The organism is Paenibacillus sp. FSL R5-0923 (assembly GCF_038009145.1).
Classification (GTDB): Bacteria; Bacillota; Bacilli; order Paenibacillales; family Paenibacillaceae; genus Paenibacillus_AQ.
The window spans coordinates 1,495,398-1,511,987 of the sequence record NZ_JBBPAT010000001.1 but is presented as its reverse complement, the minus strand read 5'-3'; the positions used below and the strand labels follow the sequence as shown (position 1 = coordinate 1,511,987).

Below are 16,590 nucleotides of genomic sequence, written 5' to 3'. Positions count from 1 at the left end.
ACTCCCCCGCCCCTCCGAATCCTTCTTATTCGCTTTCAATGCCAAGTTGGTCTTTGACTTGTTGCTTAAAGGTTTCGATCGCTTTGGCACGGTCCTTATTGCCCGCGGTGTATTCACGCACTTGATCACGCCAGAGCTTGTTGATTGTTTCGTCGTACTGGGTCAAGTTTTTACCTGAAGCGTTTGCATTGGCCGGTACAAACACGTCGAACATGTTCTGACCACCGAGCAGTGGAACTTCACCGTTTGACTTCGACATGACAACGGAGGAAGCAACGCTGTCCTTCGTACCTTGCTCGCCTTCCTTCATCGTACCGTTAGCCCAGTAATGTTGGAGTCCCGTTTCGGAGGTGTCGAGTGTAACCCACTTCACAAAGTCCGCAACAGCCTGTTTCTTGGCTTCGTCCTTGGTAACGTCTTTGTTGGCAAGCAGCCAAGTGCCACCCCAGAAGAAGCCTGTCGGTGGTTCGGAAACCGCCCAGTCGCCATTCGTGTCTTTTACTTGACCGTTCATCACGTAGTTGATGAGCCAAGCAGGACCGAAGAAACCGAAGATCGGTTGAGCGCCGGCACCGGACATATCCGCGTACCATGCTTCCGTCCAGTCTGTCGTATCGTTGTGATAGCCATTGTCTTTCAGCTTTTTAGAAAGATCAAGGAACTCTTCACGCTTCGGATCGATATGAAGCTTACCATCAACAATCCAACCTTTGTCAGAGCTGTTCTCGATCGGGTGCCAGATATCGCCATCACCAGAAACGATGCCGTATCCCTTAGCTTTCAACTTCGCGGCTGCATCATAGAATTTATCCCAGCCTGGTCCAATTTCATTTTTGATAGTGGCTGGATCATCTGTTCCAAAAACATCCTTCGCAATGGAGCGGCGATAGATAAAGGCGCCGCCGGTCGCTTGATAGCCGAGGGCTTTTAATTTACCGTCTAAGCTACCGATATCAACCGAGTATTGCGCGATGCCAGCATCCTTAACCATTTGGTCATCAAGGCCCATATCAGAATAGTTGGCTGCATAGCTGGATGCGTCCCCTTGTGTATATTTGAGTACGAATGCTGATTCAGCTGCATAAATGTCCGGAGCATCTTTTCCTCCAGCGGACAGAGCCTGATCAAGCGCAGGTTGATAAGCGCCGTCGGTGGTTGCAATAACTGTAGTTTTGAACTCAACATTCGCGTCCGGATGAGTTTCCATATACTTCTTGGTCATATTAGGTATCTCATCTGTAAAGCTCCAGAGATTGATAGTGACTTTCTCGCCTGTTCCTTTTGATGGAGCTTCGGTAGCGTTGGCTGCTGGTGCAGTCGTTGGGCTTGAGCTAGATGAGTTAGAATTCGAGTTCCCACCACATGCTGCGAGAGCAGATGACATCACGAGCAATGTAGAGATCCCCACTAAACTACGTTTCATACTTTTCATATCTTTGCCTCCCCTTTTGTATTATTACTTCGGCTTTTTGTAACCGCATACATAATTATAGAGCCTGCAATCCATAAGCATAAGGACACCCTCTTTAGGAAAACTTCCACTATTTTTAGATTCAGTTCTATAGAGCGCAAAAAAAAGAGACATCAAGGGATCTATCCCTTGGCGTCTCCATGATCTGTTTATATTTCTGATTATTACTTATCCGCTTTTAGCGCGTCATCCTGTTTCTTGATGAACTCTTCTGGCGTGACGGCTTCGCCGAACAATGCCTGAATCTGATTCATGTGTATGGTAGATGCGACGGGCTTCATTTGTGTATCCAGATAAAGAGTTACTTTATTAGCCTTATTTAACTCGTTTAATAAATCGATGAACATTTGCGGTAGCTTGATGGCCGCAGTATCTACTTTGGTAGCCGGAATTACGCCTGCATTGACAACAGAATGCTCTCCCCACTTTTGAACGAAAAAGCTGACGAATTCTTTGGCCTCCAGAGCATGCTTCGAATTTTTGGAAACGAACAATCCAGTGCCCGGACCACCGACCCAATCATCCACGTTGCCTTTGCCGCCTTCAACTGTCGGGAACTTGAAATAACCGATGTTGACTTTAAATTCTTGGGCTATATTTGTAGTGGTCGTGAAATCTGGCAGCTCCCAAGTCCCTGTAACGAACATGGCTGACTTTCCGTTCATGAACTGTACCTTGGCTTCATCATTGGATAATCCGTTGTAGCCTTTGATGAATGTGTTCAGGTTTACCAACTCTTGTACTTGTCTTGCAGCCTCTAGCAAGGAAGGATCTGTGAAGTCCTGATCCGCAACAGCTTTATCCATCAGGTTAGGTCCCCCAATACGATCAGCTAGATACATGTACCAGAAGGAAGCCGGCCAACCGTCCTTGCCTCCAAGAGTAACAGGTGTTATGCCATTGTTGTTCAGTGTTCGAATGATCGCTTTGAGATCATCCAAGGTTTGGGGAGGCTGCAGATTAAATTCCGAAAATATTTCTTTATTATAGTAGACCGGAACTATGTTTAGTTCGACAGGAAGGGCATACGTCTTCCCATCAAAAGAGTACCCCTCCGTCGTACCAGCTACGAATTTTCCCTTCAACTCATCCTGTAAAAGATCGTCCACGGCTGCAAACTTATCTCCCCTAACATAAGGATCCATAAAGCCTGCTGCCCAGGTGAATCCGATGTCCGGTAGATCGTTGGAAGCGGCAAGTACCTTCAGTTTGCTTTTATACTGCTCATTTTCAAGAACTTCTGTCTTGATGGTGATATTCGGATTAGCTTCTTCAAATTCTCTGATGATTTCTTTTACCATTTTGTTTTGCGCGGAGTTATTGCTATCCGGCCATAGATGCATCATTTTTAAAGTGATTTTCTCGCCGTCGCTCTTGCTGTTACTCCCCTTATCCCCATTGCAAGCAGTTGTTATCAACAACAATGTTAAGAAAAGGGTAATGGATAATCCGATCCTCTTCGTAGATATTCCCCCCTTGCCGAGCCGTTATTGGATATTCGCTTCTATACCATTCCTCATGGAAGAACGATACTGCCCTGGACTCATTCTTTCGTATTCCTTGAAGAGCTTGTTGAAATATTTAACCGTCTGGTAACCCGTAAGGCTGGCAATTTCCGCTATAGGCAGATTCGTTTTCAGCAGTAATTCCTTCGCTTTCTGCAATTTTCTACGGGCGACGTATTCGCTGAAATTCATCTGGCATTGCTCCTTGAAAAGAGAACTGAAATAGCTCCCGTTCAGATGAACAAGTCCGGCTACTTCCTGCAGGCTGATCGCCTCTTCTATATGCATTTCCACATAATCTATCGCCTGACGGACCGGATCGCTTAATGCGGCATCTTCATCTCTTATGGCCATTAATTGTGGATCAGCCATCTTCCGCATGAAGCCGATATGTTCCTGCTCCTCCCCTGCCTTCAGGGCATTCTCCACAGATGCGATTAGCTTTTCCCGGCTGGCTGGCTTGAGCAAATATTCAACTACGGACAACTGAATCGCTTGCTGAGCATACTCGAACTCGGCATGACCGGAGATGAGAATAACGGATGGCTGACGCTGTATTTTTTTATCCCTTATTTGGCTAACTAAAGAAAGACCACTGATTCCCGGCATGCGGATATCCGATATCATGAGCTCCACCGGTATTTCCTCCAGAATTTCAATAGCCGAGATCCCATTGCTTGCCGTAAGGATTTCATAATGACCGGCTGCCCACACCTCTAGTATTTTCTTCATTCCTTCTCTAGATCTCGGTTCATCGTCGACAATAAGAATTGTTCGGCTTCTCATGGCATTTTGTCTCCTCGAACAGGAATTTTGATGTTTATACGGGTGCCTTGACCTTTTTGACTATCGATGGTCATTGCCGCACCCTGCTCATTCTCTCTCGAAAAAAATAGTTGAAGCCTTCTATGCACATTAGCGATTCCGACGCCGGAATCTTTTGAAGAAGATACCTTTCCGCTATCCAGCCCTTCCACAAGAGAGCGCAGCATCTCCTCGTCCATACCCATCCCGTCATCTTCCACCGTAATGGTGACCCATTCTTCATCTCCAGCAACCGTTAGCTTTATCCATCCCGGTTCAATCTTGCTCTCGACCCCATGCAATACGGCATTCTCTACAAGAGGCTGCAGCAACAGTCGGGGTAACTCCACATTCGAAAATTCAGGAGGAGCCTCAATTTCCCACTCCAAGCGATCTTCAAATCGCATCTTCATAATAAGCAAATATCGCTTTACATGCTCCAGCTCATCCTGTAACTTCACCCATCCCCCTTTACTCGAGCCGGTGATCGTATAGCGGAATAAATCAGACATGGCGACAACATACTCCGCCAGTTGATCTTCATCCCTATCCAGCAGCGACCAGTACAGAACATCTAGGGTATTAAACAAAAAATGCGGATTAATTTGCGCTTGAAGTGCCTTCAACTCCGTATGACTCCGGGATAACTCCTTCTCATAAACCAACTGGATCAGCTCGTTGATATTATCAACCATTTTGTTATAGGAATAATTCAGTTCCTGAATTTCCATAGTGGACGATACATTCTCGATAGGCTTCAGGATGCCTAGACGGGTACTTCTCATAGCTTTGATCAACCTGAACACAGGTCTGGTAATAAGTATAGATAGGAAAAAAGAAAGCAGGGTGAACAGTAAGGTACCCATCAAAGCCGATACGACAATGGTCGTCCGCAAGACCGAAATCCCCTTGGTGATGACGTTAACCGGGGTTAAGATGAGTAGCGTCCATCCTGTCACGGAAGACCGCTGTTTGACAACGATAAAGGACCGTTTGCCGATGGAAACATTCTGATCGTCGGATTCCTCCACCAGCTTTGCTGCTGTCTTTTGTGAAATACTGTCATCGTTAGACGTGATGAACTGCCCATCAGGAGCGAGAAGTAATACTGTTTCTCCGTCCCCTTCCCCGGATAAAGAGTCTTTAAGTGCAAACTTATCTCGGTCTGAGCGAATGAGTAAATACCCTCCAGTTGTGAAATGCCGATCAATAAGGCTGATCTGTCGAATCGCTACAAGCGATGTAGAATCAAGCGGATCAATACCGAACCAAACGAGACTGCCTTCCTTTCTGGTCGCCATTTCAATCCAATCCTCGGGTACCTTATCTCTAAGGGTACTGCCGTCGAGAGGATACAGCCTCACTCCGTCTTTATTATAAAGCTCAACAGATTTGATACCGTCCGTGTAGATTTGGACCAGATTAATAATAGATGGCAGCGCTTGCCGTTCCGTAAAGGTAGCGGGATGACCCTCTATATCGCGTAAAAGGAGTTGCTGAATATAATCGTTAGTCGAGACCAGCGTCGTCAGAGAATTAATCTGTTCGAGAACGCTTTCCAAACGGCCGTTAGCCTGAATCGCGGTTTGCTGAATATGCTTCTCCGCATTGTTCTTGAGTAGCGTCGAGACTGAATGGAACGTAATCCCTCCAACGAACGTCAGAATGATGAGCATGACGGCGAGAAAACCGAGCAACATTTGATTTCGCAGCGTATTTAACTTTAACATCGACAGTATCCGCCGCATGCAGTCTCTTCCCCTCTTTGTCATATGAGCATGAGATGATCGCCCCTATCCGTAAAAAAGTAAGGGCTTTCAACCTTTTCAGTCATTATATTAGCATGTTTGCTAATGATCCGCTTAGAAAGAATTATGGATTCGACAAAAAGAACTAATATTTTCGCCCCCAATACCGACAGGCGAGGTCATTAGCTCCATTTCTAGCAACCTTTTATGTAGGAGTGTCTTACTCCTAATTAAAAAAATCCCGATGATGTATTCATCATCGAGGCTAACTACTTTTTTATTTTCGCCAAAAAGTTGAACAATCTGCCTTGTCCATAATGTTAAACTCGATCATTTTCTCAAGTAATGAGAAATCAACCGGACTATCCCATCGGATCCGTAACAACTGCTTGGTGTGATCATAGCCTGCCTGTACAATTGCATCTGAGAAATGATTAATTCCTGCGATTTCAGGCGCAACAGCCATATGTTGTTTGGATACGCTAAAGCCAATAATATAGGTGTCGTGATCAGTGAACATAGGCTGATTCCACGCAATTTTTGGTTTTAAATCTGTGAATTTCTTAGTTACCCAAGCCAACACCTCTTCCATTCGCTCCCGATGCTGTGGGTTATCAATTTGCGCTAAATAGTCTGCAAAAACCTCCATGTCGATCACTCCTAACCTCAGAATCGCCTTTTGTTCAGGCGTAGTTACAAAAAAACACCCCGTTAGATAATCATATCTAACGAGGTGATAGGGTGCAACTTTTTATAACGTTATGACTTAAGAGTTATACTGTCTTATACACCATTTAGGGTGGAAAATAGAAACATCATTGCTCACTCTAAGAGATGAGGAATACATGATTGTCTCACTTCAATAAGACGGAATATCATTTTAGTTTCACCCTAGTTCAGTCCATTTCGTATTTATCTAGTAACAATAGGAGTTCCAGTCCTACTGCTCATTTTTTTAAATAGTAAGATGGCAAGAAGTAAAGCTATGCTTACAGCGGCAAAGCCCAGCCAATTCAAATATAGGACAGATGTACGACTGATGACTAGCCCGCCTAATCCAGATCCCAGTGCAAAACCAAATTGGATGAACGAAGTATTTACACTAAGGGCAATGTCCGGATTTCGAGGTGCCAGAGTAACCAGATATAGTTGCTGGGCCGGGGAAATACTCCACGTTGCTAACATAAAAATCATTAAAACCAAGATTAATACCAAGAGATTGACACCGGCTAGAGCGAATAAAAGAAGAGTTGCCCCTTGTAACAGGAGTCCGAGACAAATGGTGAATTTCGATCCTTTTGCATCTGCCAATTGTCCGCCCAGCCTTGATCCGACAAAGCTGCAAATGCCCGCCAGGAACAGAACACCGCTAATTTCGGTCATGGAAAGAGAGGACGTGGCTTGCAAGAAAGGAGTAATATAAGTAAACAGTGTAGAATAGCCGCCGACATAAAATAACGTAATAGCCAAGGCCATCAGAATGGTTGGATTTCTTAAAATAGAGAGCTGCATTCTAAGGGTAACCTTTTCTTCTTCTTTTATTGCCGGAACCTTTTTATAGATGATAAATAATGGAAGAACACTTAATAATCCAATTAAAACAAATAGCACTCTCCATCCAAACATCTCACTAAAAAATGTGCCCACAGGAACACCGAGCACTAGCGAACTGCTAAGCCCCATCAAAATGATACCGATGGCATTGCCCCTTTTTTCTCTTTCAACGAGTCGTGTCGCTATTGCCATGGCTACAACAGTAGCGATTCCTCCGCTAGCCCCTTGGATAATACGTATCCATAGTACTGTTTCATAAGCAAGATCTACAAACATAAGTCCGTTGCTGGCAATAAACACACCAAGGGTGGTCATTAGTAGTTTCTTGCGATCTGCATTGATCGTTAATGCAATCAAAACCGGAGCGACAATGGCTGCGGAGAGAGCAAACACAGTCACCAATAATCCAACTTCTGAAGTAGATACTCCCAAGTCCACAGCGATCATCTCAATAACTCCCGTAATAATATATTCAATGGTTCCAATCAGAAAAACAGCCAGTGCCAGAATATAAATGATCCGTTTATTTTTCAATTTCCCCCACTCCACCTTCTTCAGTTATCTATTTATAATGGGAATTTGTATTTCTATGAATTGTGCATCTCGTTCTGGAGATAACGGTAAATATAATTCCCTACCCGATTCGTTTTCCTTGATTTGATAGTTATTTTTCTCAATCCATTTCGCTAAATGAACACAGGCCGCACAATCAAAATTAGAATTTGAGTGAAAAGCCATTGTGGCCATCATCGGTTCAGGAGGAAGAGTCCGTAGCTGAAACTGTTCTGGAAATGATCGCAGCTCACAAGTTAAAAAATACCCGACTTCAAACTCAAACTCATCCTCTTTTCCTTCGACTTCTTTCCACAAAACAACCTGAGGACCTTGAATTAATTGACGAGTTTCCGTCGTTATAAACTGATCAAATTGACGAAGCAAATCCGGAATGTCCTCTTCTTTCCCGCATGCTTTCTGATAAAGAAACAATTGAGCACCCTCTGCTTTGACTCTGATTTCTTGACCCGTTTCGAATTGCCCCTCTTTTTCTATAAGCTGCATACGCTCCTCAATCCTGACGAGTTTGGCTTGTTCCGTATCGATGATTTACTGTATTTCACTTCTTTTCAGCTTAAACATGCCTTGAATATTTTCTAATGAAATATTTTCCTGAAGCAGCTGTTTAATTTGGGGCAATGTAAAACCCAATTCCTTATAGATTAAGATTCGGTTGAGCTCTAGTAGCTGATCTGCGGAATAGTAACGGTAGCAAGTATCGTGATCCACCCTTCTCGGCTTTAGTATGCCAATCTGGTCATAATAACGCAGTGTTTTTAAGGAGACTTTGCTTAGCCTGGAAAACACACTGATTTTGAACAAAATATCATCTCCAATCTATAACATAATGTGAGTATACAGTTTCCCGTGCAGGGGAAAGTCAAGGATGAGAATGCTTTTATAATTCAATGGAATATCCTCCCTAAAATTGCTGAAGTATGCCATTACTTTCGTTTTTCATTTTAACAACTCATTTGTTCAAGAAATTTCTCTCATGCCAATTGTAGCACTAGCTATAGCCAAACTGTCCTTTAGCGAAACAAAAGGATGCCACTTATCACGGCATCCTCTCGGTATTTATTAATCTATCCTGCCCTATAGCTTATGAAGCAACGTCAATCTAGAACTATGCAACGCTAGTGATTGCATTTATGTGTCAACTTGAATTTCTCTATCTAAAAAACCACGCCGTTTCTAAGTGTAGAAACGGCGCGGCATTAGCTTCATATGTGTTACGATGCAGGCGGAATGAACCAACGCTGATTGGCGCCGCCATTAAAATCCCACTGAACAGCCTGTCCTCCGTCGGATGTCGATTGTCCCGACATATCCAAATACTTGCCGCTACCTCGGTTGATAATATACGACGAGTCACCTCTATCTTGATTGGTTGGAACAATTTTCCACTGTTGGTTCCATCCGCCATTATCCGGCCATTGAATCACATTAGCACCATCGGATGTAGACGATTCGCTGACTTCCAGTAAATCTCCGCTTTCTACGTTTCTGATGTGATAATAGCCGTCTCCTAGAGCTTCCAAATACCATTTTTGATCATTAACAATGGAATTCCAATTAAAGTTCCATTGTATGATAAGCGCCCCATCCGCTTGTTTATCCCATCCACTTACTCCCAATGTTTTATTGCTATTTACATTTATAATGACATGAGGGTTCGGCGTGCCGGCAGCATGCGTCGTCTGAGTAAATACAGCAGGTGCTGCGGATCCAATAAATACAAGTGCCAGAATCGCTATCAACCATTTACTCTTGAATAACCGTTTCATAAGATAAGTCCACTCCTTTAATTTTCATTTAGTCAGATTTCAACTTCTCCCAATCAAACTGCCATTATAGAAGATTAGAATGTCGCCTCCTTTGTTAAGAAGTAATTAATACCCGTTTCATCAAATCGCATGATGGGGTTCTATTTCTATTGTTTGAAGGCGAGCGCTCGCAATGAGGTTCATAGAAATAGATCTAGAAGAAATTAATTCAAATATAGGGAAAATATTCCTTAATTATACATCGTTTACAAAATAGATGTCAATTTAAATTCTCTAGGTTAACATGTTAAGCTAGAGAACAATGTTGAACTGGTACATGTCGGAATGTATCCGCTGGCGGCGCTGGAGCTGAGTTGCAATGACGGAAAGGTTGTCGAGTCGAGGATTTTGATTTTGCTCCGGTGAGTCACTTCTCCTTGACGGAATAGCACTAGCTTGAGCCCTTGTGGCGACTGCAGTTAGTCTAACCCTCTTATTCACTAATCAAAAACTAATTCCTATCTATATGTAACGGCTTACTTTCTTTTAAAAAATTCAATTATTTCGTCCTGATCATCTAAATTCAGCTTATCAAAATTCTCAATCATGTCAGTTTCTTTTATATTAAACTTCCCTTCAGCATTATTTTTCTGTCTCGTTGTTTGTTTCTCACCATATAACAACCAATATAAATCCAAGCTAGGTTTATTATTTATTTCCAATAAAATATCTAAGGCTGGCTTAAATTCACCCTTTTTTAATTCTATCTCCAATAGTTGACATAATAACTCCCTATATAGAAAAATCCCGATGATATCATGAGCATCATCGGGACTGACTTTAGCGGTTCTAAACTTTATTTACTGGTTCCAGACTTCCTTATCACCAGACATTACTACATACCCCATTATCTTCAATCTCCGATACCTTAGCTCCGTTGTTCTTCATTTGGCTGTAGAGTCCGTGAAAATCATTGACTTCCAAGGTAAGTGCACATTGTTCCGTTCCACCTATTTCAATGTAGTTTAGATTTGTCTGCTCAGGAGTCTTAATCAAAAAAATAGCTTGTCCCGAAGGGATACGAAGCTGAGCCTGAAATCTAAGAAGAATAACTTTTTTAAAACGGTTTCCTTCTCACTTATGTGTGTCCGGCAAATATGTCGGCATCTTCGCTTGTTTGATGAGAAGGACGCCGTCGAAATGCCGTCTTAGCTCTAACGGCATCGGCATTTGCACCTGATAAGAGGCTATCATCCGTTCGAACATCCAAGAATTTCCCCGTTCATTTTCCCGATAGCGTAAATCCATGAATGTATATGGCTGTCCTACAGCCGCCAAAATATCTTCCATAGACCCCGGAATAATCGGATTCAACTGAATCGGTTCCCTCGTATTCTCGGCTGCTTGTCCTTCGCCCATAAATAGACCCATGACGTAGCTTTCCTGTTGCAGTTCCTTTGGCATAAGCTCTCCCATACTCTTCGGCATGGTGGAAATCAGAGACTGTGCTTTGCTGATATGGCCATTATGGCCCCATACGATGATATTCTCTTCCGGATAAACTTCTGTCACCAACCATGCAAGGTTGCTGGCCATCGCCCGATCGCGCCATTCCATCATGGACTGAGCGCCGCTATAATCCCCTTGTTCTGTTAATAGATTGGATTGGATGCACAGCTCATTAAATTCCTGAATGACCCGGATTCGATCCTCTAGCGCTCGCTTCATTAACTTGACGATATGCGGCTCATCGGGATAGTCCATCTTCAACGCATTTTCATTCTTAGTCACGGCCTGCAATAGCTCTTCATACACCTTAATCAGCTCAGGCTTGGCCTTACGGAATCCGCTTTGATCCTTGCTCATTCTCCACTTATGAACCTCTTGTTCCGCTTGCAGCGCTCTGTCCTTCAGCTTAATACTTGGAATCCAGTTCGCATTCTGAAAAAGTGGGGATTGCACCTGAATATCGAAGCCCGTCAGTCGCAAAGGCGATTCGCTCTTATGTGTCTCCTTCATGTATTCGAATAGCGGCTTCGTCTCTTCCGTCCACCATACGCCAAATATGGAACGCCTCATCGTATCGGGAGTCGCCGTCTTTTTTATCCGTCCTTGACCAAGGGCTGCATCGCCCAAACCACTCTCAAATGCAACAATGTTAAACCCTAGCGTTTGGTGCATGTATTGAATGAGGCGAGTTTTGACTAGATTAAATTCGGCCACACCATGTGAATTTTCTCCCAAATATACGATTCGCTTATCAGCGAGCAACGGGATCAGTATATCAAGGTCGCTAAATTTGTCCTGCCCAATGGATCCTCCGTTCGAAGACCATGATTCCGGTTGGATCGTGTGTAAGGCATAAGCATGATCCGCGGCCCAACGCTTCCAATCGGATAAAGTAGCCTGATACGATCTTGCTGTTCTGACTTGCTGTTCATTCACCGCTGCTTCCCCATATGCAGTCTTGACCGGGATAACCGCTGATGTTATCGAGGTACTAAGCATGATCAAAGTGAGCGGCATGCACAACAAGCTACGCAGACTAAGGGTATTCGCCTTCCATTTCATTGCATCTAACTCCTTACCGAAAAATAATTTTACGTTCTACTTCAAATATACATTCATTGCACCACACCTTTTTGATCATTATTGCTATCTTTATGTGAACACAATAATATGGATGGAGTTATCCTTTATATACCCGAGAAACAAAGCAATATATATCAAATATGCAGCGGTTGCTTCTGATATTTTATTCTTAAGGAGGTTATAACATGAGCTACAGTCCGATCATCCAAGAGTCGATTGCCTATATAGAGACGCATTTGCCCGAAGAATTGTCACTAGAGAGTATGGCTAAGTTTGCAGGGTTTTCAAAGTATCATTACCATCGGATTTTTCAGCAAGAGGTTGGCGTGAGCGTATCTGAATATATCCGATTTCGGAGAATTGCAAATTCGTCCAACATGTTACTGTTCACAGATGAAAGAATTATAGATATTGCCATTTATTATCACTTTGAGAGCCAAGAATCGTTCACCCGTTCTTTTAAGAAATACTATCAATTACCGCCAGGGCAGTATCGCAAAATCATGGGCAAATTAACGATGCAAAGGGAGGAAATGAAAATGAAAAATGAACAATTATTAAAGGGATGGCAATTAAGCGGAAGTCACCCCTTCAACTATCAGATGGGGATTGACCGGGAAACCTTCCATCAAGGGAGAGCGTCCGGATTTTTAAAGTCGGTTACAGTGGTACCGACGGAAGGCGAATTTGCAACGATGATGCAGCAATTCAAAGCGGACAAATATATGGGCAAAAGACTAAAGCTCTCAGGGTTTATCAAAACAAAAGCAGTGAGAGGGTTTTGTGGGTTCTGGATGCGAGTCGATGATGCTCTTCATGATGTACTGCAATTCGATAACATGAGTGACCGCCCCATTATTGGAGATACGGAGTGGAACCATTACAGCATCGTGCTGGATGTGCCGGATAATAGTGCCGCGATTGCTTTTGGTGTGCTGTTGTCCGGGAGTGGACAGGTCTGGATAGATGGGCTTCAATTCGAGGAAGTGGATACCAAGGTGCCTACGACGAATATCGATTTTATGTGTGAACTTCTAGACGAGCCTATGAATTTATCGTTTGAGGAATAGAGAGGTGTTGCAGAATGAATGATGTTAAAAAACAAAACCTTGGCAATGTCATCGGTCTTGTAATCGTTACGATCGTAATGGCTTCAAAGTTTTTGATAGGAAATATATTCGTGAGCTTGGTAAAAGATATTTTTAATTAACACCCGACAGTAAAAGAGTAGTTAGCTTGCACAAGACAAAAAAGCTTACATCCCACACAAAGGTATGCCCCTTAAGCAAGCAGCTTAACCGTTCAATAAAATAAGCAGGCTTCGGCCTGCTCAACAATTTATGCTATTAAACTATAGTATCCAGTTAGTTCAATAAATCTTAACCTCAATCCGCGTGGCTCAACTTACCCGTTAGCCATCCATGTCGCTCACGCGACACCACAGATTATAGAAGTAATTGCGTTCTTCCATGGGAGTTCAATAGAATCAACAGTTTCAGTCCGATGGTATCCTCTTGTCTTGTCTATGATTCAAGCCACCACTTTCAATCCTATGATAAAATACTTATAAATTCCACTATAGCCAAACGGCCAAAGCGAATATAATCTTACTCTAAATTACTGGAGGTAGCGCTCCGTACTCGGCCCACTGCTCTTTTGTCGGGCCGTAAAGATCCGGCACACGAAGGCCTGCCTGACGCATCAGGACTGTCATCTGACCACGATGATGAATCTCATGCTTTACGAGAATATCCAGCATTAAGCCGTTTGGCCATTGATCACCATACATATCGCTCATGATAAGCAGATTCTCATCTTTCCAACTGGACTGTATAGCATCAAGGAGCGCTTGTGAGGTCCTCTTATAGACTGACGCGATGTCTGCTGCCGAAGCTGGCACCGGCATATCTTCGCCCGGTCCTTCGAAAGACAGTCCCGTCCGAGATGGCATTTCGTGCAACGTCTGTACAAGGTGCCATGCAACACGTCCAAGCGTTCTATGATCGCTTGTTATCTGTTGGCCAAGAGACTCGTCGGTCAGCATCTCCAGTGTCCGCATTGTTGCTTCCGTTTCATTCTGCCAAGTTGCGGCAAAATCTTTAATGTGTTTATACATATCCAACATCTCCTTTTTGTAATGGAATCAAGTTTATTATACCGAACATTAGTTCGCAAGTAAATATTTACATTTACTTAAACTACCCTCGTTAACCAAACGAAGCTGCCGAAAATCATTGTGCTAATCCCGAATTGTAATTAACTACGTATGGTTAATACTTTTGATCATTTTGTTTACGCTAGCCTCACAGTTAGCTTAAAGAAGATTTTTCATCGAGAGTCATAGTGATTGTTGCATAGTACGAAGATACTGAGCAGTAGACGCAAACTGTGAAGGAGTGAAAACGATGCAAGTTAGATTAGAATCTTTTGATAATAAGAGGATTAAGGAAATAGCGGTATTAGAAGGGTAGATCCTGAATCATTATCTGAAACTGAAATCTGGAGTATCGTATCCGCAGCTCTTGTTACATTTAAACGTAATTTGATGGAAGCTCAACGTCAGCAGATTCCCAGTACGAAGAGCGAGGATGATTAATATGAGTTATTTCAAAGCAGAAAGAAAAGGAATTATTTATGTGTGTGAATCATCGAATTGCCAGAACGATACTTTTTTTTGCGATCATAAGCAGCACGTTCTACCTCGAAGATCTTATGTGTACAACGACGGCAATCGTTGAACAGACCGTTCGAGACTACATCACCTACTATAACTCAATTCGGATTCAAGCGAAACTAAATAACCAGTCGCCGGTGGATTTCCGACGACTGGCTGCTTAAACTTGCAAGGTGTTTTGATCCCTGTCTCATAAACGGGGGTCAGTCCCAAGTGATCTGCCGGAGATTTTTTTGCCAATCTGCTATTGTACAGGCACTGTAAATTCAAGCTCGGGAATATATACTTTATTTTCTCTGGAGCGGATATACGGCTTTACGGTGACCGTTTTCGGCGTGGCCTCCATCGGCTCAAACATGGTTGTATAGGATAAATAATCTCCTTCACCCGAACCGCTGCCTCCGATAAATGTCGGGGTTCGCCCCTGCTCATCGGTAAGATCAAAATCAATATTAAGGAACCCTGTGATTTTATATTTATCCGGAATCTTTTGCTGAAACTCCCGAATGTCTTCACCGGGCTCACCCCTAATCTCGACAACCAAACGGGTCGTCGTTTGGCTAAGCTCGATTCGCTTGATTTTCATGTGGATATGATCGTGTGTCTTCATCTCTGCCGGGGTCAGCATGATACTGTTCGTATTATTCTTTTTCACCGAAATATTGAATTCGAAATCCTGATTTAGCTTAGCTATTCTGACCACCATAGAAAAATCGAACTCGTCGGGCACCTCTACCGATTCAAAGGTGGTAACAATGAGGGAGTCAGGGGCCTGGTCTCCGCCGGAGGAGATCCCCCAGCTGGTATTTACCGGTTCACCGTTGATAAAAAAGTCGATGTTGTTCACAAGCCCTTCCGGACCCTTCTCGCTCCCCCACAAATCATAAAAAGTTTCATTCGCGTCCTCCGGCGTATCACGGGTCAACACCAGGGATAAACGGCTCCCGTCATACATCAGTTCGGATACACTAAGCGTTACTCCTTGATGGGTAACCGTCTGATGGACAGCTGCAGTCATCCCTTTCTCATTCGCGGTTTGCAGCCCGAGGTCTCCCGCCAATCTGAATACACTGTCTACGAAGGGAATTTGTTTCAAGGTTTGAGCCATCGCAGGTGAAATGAATCCCAGACTGATGAAAATAACTCCCGCAGCCGCCACACTTGCCGTTGTAATCATAACATTCCGCAGCCAGCGGCTTTTTTTCTTGACAGAGACAGGCTTCGGAGGTACGCTGCTCATCATTTGATAGGTTTGCTCCATACGGACACGTACTAATTCCGGCATCTCTTCAATCCTCTGCTCTTTCAAGATTCCCAGATCAAGCTCAAGTTCCGGATTGCTCATGCGTTCACCTTCCTTTCTGAGGGGTCTGCAAGCCATCCATATAACGTTTTCCTTGCCCTGTGCAGCCGTGTCTTGACCGCGCTCTCGGACAGCTCCATGATGTCTGCAATCTGCTGCAGCGGAAGATCCTGAAAATAATGCAGGATAATGATCGTCCGCGACACTTCCTCCAGCCGGTAGACCGCTTCGCGAAGGTCGATAGCTTCAACTTCGGTGGAAACCGTTTGCCTCTGGGGTAGCTCGGCCATAGTGATATTCTGCGCACGCTTACGTAAAATCAGATTGCATTCGTTGATCAAAATACGAAACAGCCATGTTTTGAAAAAATAGGGGCTGTGCAGCGTTGAAATGGCCTTGTAGGCCTTCAATACCGTTTCCTGCATCGCGTCTGCACAATCCTCATCCTTCTTCACAATCGATTTCGCCACATTGTACATTTGCAGCTCCAGCCTCTTCACAAGATGGATGAAAGCTTCCTCGTCTCCTTCCTGCGCGCGCCTGACTTCTTCCTCTTGATCAATATCCAACCGTCAGCCTCCATTCTCTATGAGGTCTTATTGTTCATTCGTTGTCACT

At 43.7% G+C, this 16,590-nt stretch carries 15 protein-coding genes and 1 pseudogene; 2 read left to right on the top strand and 14 right to left on the bottom strand.

The window, feature by feature from the left end; all coding sequences use genetic code 11:
* Window positions 1–25 precede the first annotated feature (25 nt).
* The 11 genes and pseudogenes from MKX35_RS06790 to MKX35_RS06740 form a co-directional block, all read right to left on the bottom strand.
* A complete protein-coding gene (locus tag MKX35_RS06790; protein WP_081383079.1) occupies window positions 26–1,432 on the bottom strand; it encodes an ABC transporter substrate-binding protein in 1,407 nt (468 codons plus the stop codon).
* 203 nt (window positions 1,433–1,635) lie between these two features.
* Window positions 1,636–2,817 carry an extracellular solute-binding protein gene (locus MKX35_RS06785; protein WP_081383083.1) on the bottom strand — a complete coding sequence of 394 codons (1,182 nt, stop codon included), beginning with the start codon at window positions 2,815–2,817 and terminating at the stop codon, window positions 1,636–1,638.
* A 141-nt stretch (window positions 2,818–2,958) separates the two neighbouring features.
* Window positions 2,959–3,762: a response regulator transcription factor gene (locus MKX35_RS06780; RefSeq protein ID WP_042192060.1), complete on the bottom strand. Its 804-nt coding sequence runs from the start codon at window positions 3,760–3,762 to the stop codon at window positions 2,959–2,961.
* On the bottom strand, window positions 3,759–5,510 hold the full coding sequence (locus tag MKX35_RS06775) for a histidine kinase (protein ID WP_143759590.1): 1,752 nt from the start codon (window positions 5,508–5,510) through the stop codon (window positions 3,759–3,761). Before MKX35_RS06775 ends, MKX35_RS06780 begins: the two co-directional genes overlap by 4 nt.
* Before the next feature lie 295 nt (window positions 5,511–5,805).
* Window positions 5,806–6,177: an iron chaperone gene (locus tag MKX35_RS06770; protein ID WP_076285549.1), complete on the bottom strand. Its 372-nt coding sequence runs from the start codon at window positions 6,175–6,177 to the stop codon at window positions 5,806–5,808.
* 263 nt (window positions 6,178–6,440) lie between these two features.
* A complete protein-coding gene (locus MKX35_RS06765; protein ID WP_076285550.1) occupies window positions 6,441–7,616 on the bottom strand; it encodes an MFS transporter in 1,176 nt (391 codons plus the stop codon).
* A 24-nt stretch (window positions 7,617–7,640) separates the two neighbouring features.
* A pseudogene (locus MKX35_RS06760) lies at window positions 7,641–8,459 on the bottom strand (MerR family transcriptional regulator).
* Between the two features lie 410 nt (window positions 8,460–8,869).
* Window positions 8,870–9,424: an RICIN domain-containing protein gene (locus MKX35_RS06755; protein WP_341043964.1), complete on the bottom strand. Its 555-nt coding sequence runs from the start codon at window positions 9,422–9,424 to the stop codon at window positions 8,870–8,872.
* A 515-nt stretch (window positions 9,425–9,939) separates the two neighbouring features.
* Window positions 9,940–10,176: a hypothetical protein gene (locus MKX35_RS06750; RefSeq protein ID WP_076301020.1), complete on the bottom strand. Its 237-nt coding sequence runs from the start codon at window positions 10,174–10,176 to the stop codon at window positions 9,940–9,942.
* A gap of 109 nt (window positions 10,177–10,285) precedes the next feature.
* On the bottom strand, window positions 10,286–10,459 hold the full coding sequence (locus MKX35_RS06745; RefSeq protein WP_179086751.1) for a hypothetical protein: 174 nt from the start codon (window positions 10,457–10,459) through the stop codon (window positions 10,286–10,288).
* 78 nt (window positions 10,460–10,537) lie between these two features.
* The gene (locus tag MKX35_RS06740; RefSeq protein WP_076301019.1) at window positions 10,538–11,974 is read right to left on the bottom strand and encodes an erythromycin esterase family protein; all 1,437 of its coding nucleotides are present in this window, start codon (window positions 11,972–11,974) and stop codon (window positions 10,538–10,540) included.
* A gap of 206 nt (window positions 11,975–12,180) precedes the next feature.
* Here MKX35_RS06740 and MKX35_RS06735 point away from each other — a divergent pair, with 206 nt between their 5' ends.
* The gene (locus MKX35_RS06735; protein ID WP_076301018.1) at window positions 12,181–13,065 is read left to right on the top strand and encodes a helix-turn-helix transcriptional regulator; all 885 of its coding nucleotides are present in this window, start codon (window positions 12,181–12,183) and stop codon (window positions 13,063–13,065) included.
* A 542-nt stretch (window positions 13,066–13,607) separates the two neighbouring features.
* Here the strand turns inward: MKX35_RS06735 and MKX35_RS06730 are convergent.
* Window positions 13,608–14,111, bottom strand: coding sequence for a DinB family protein (locus MKX35_RS06730; protein ID WP_036683089.1), 504 nt, complete (start codon window positions 14,109–14,111; stop codon window positions 13,608–13,610).
* 524 nt (window positions 14,112–14,635) lie between these two features.
* On the opposite strand from MKX35_RS06730, the gene MKX35_RS31840 reads away from it, so the two are divergent.
* Window positions 14,636–14,833 (top strand): IS3 family transposase, encoded by a 198-nt coding sequence (locus MKX35_RS31840; protein WP_179085823.1) that lies wholly within the window; start codon window positions 14,636–14,638, stop codon window positions 14,831–14,833.
* 80 nt (window positions 14,834–14,913) lie between these two features.
* On the opposite strand, the gene MKX35_RS06720 is transcribed toward MKX35_RS31840, so the two are convergent.
* Complete coding sequence (locus tag MKX35_RS06720; RefSeq protein ID WP_076301017.1) at window positions 14,914–16,014, bottom strand: DUF4179 domain-containing protein; 1,101 nt, start codon at window positions 16,012–16,014, stop codon at window positions 14,914–14,916.
* Window positions 16,011–16,535: a sigma-70 family RNA polymerase sigma factor gene (locus MKX35_RS06715; protein ID WP_076301025.1), complete on the bottom strand. Its 525-nt coding sequence runs from the start codon at window positions 16,533–16,535 to the stop codon at window positions 16,011–16,013. The genes MKX35_RS06720 and MKX35_RS06715 overlap by 4 nt, the downstream gene beginning before the upstream one ends.
* Window positions 16,536–16,590: the final 55 nt, after the last annotated feature.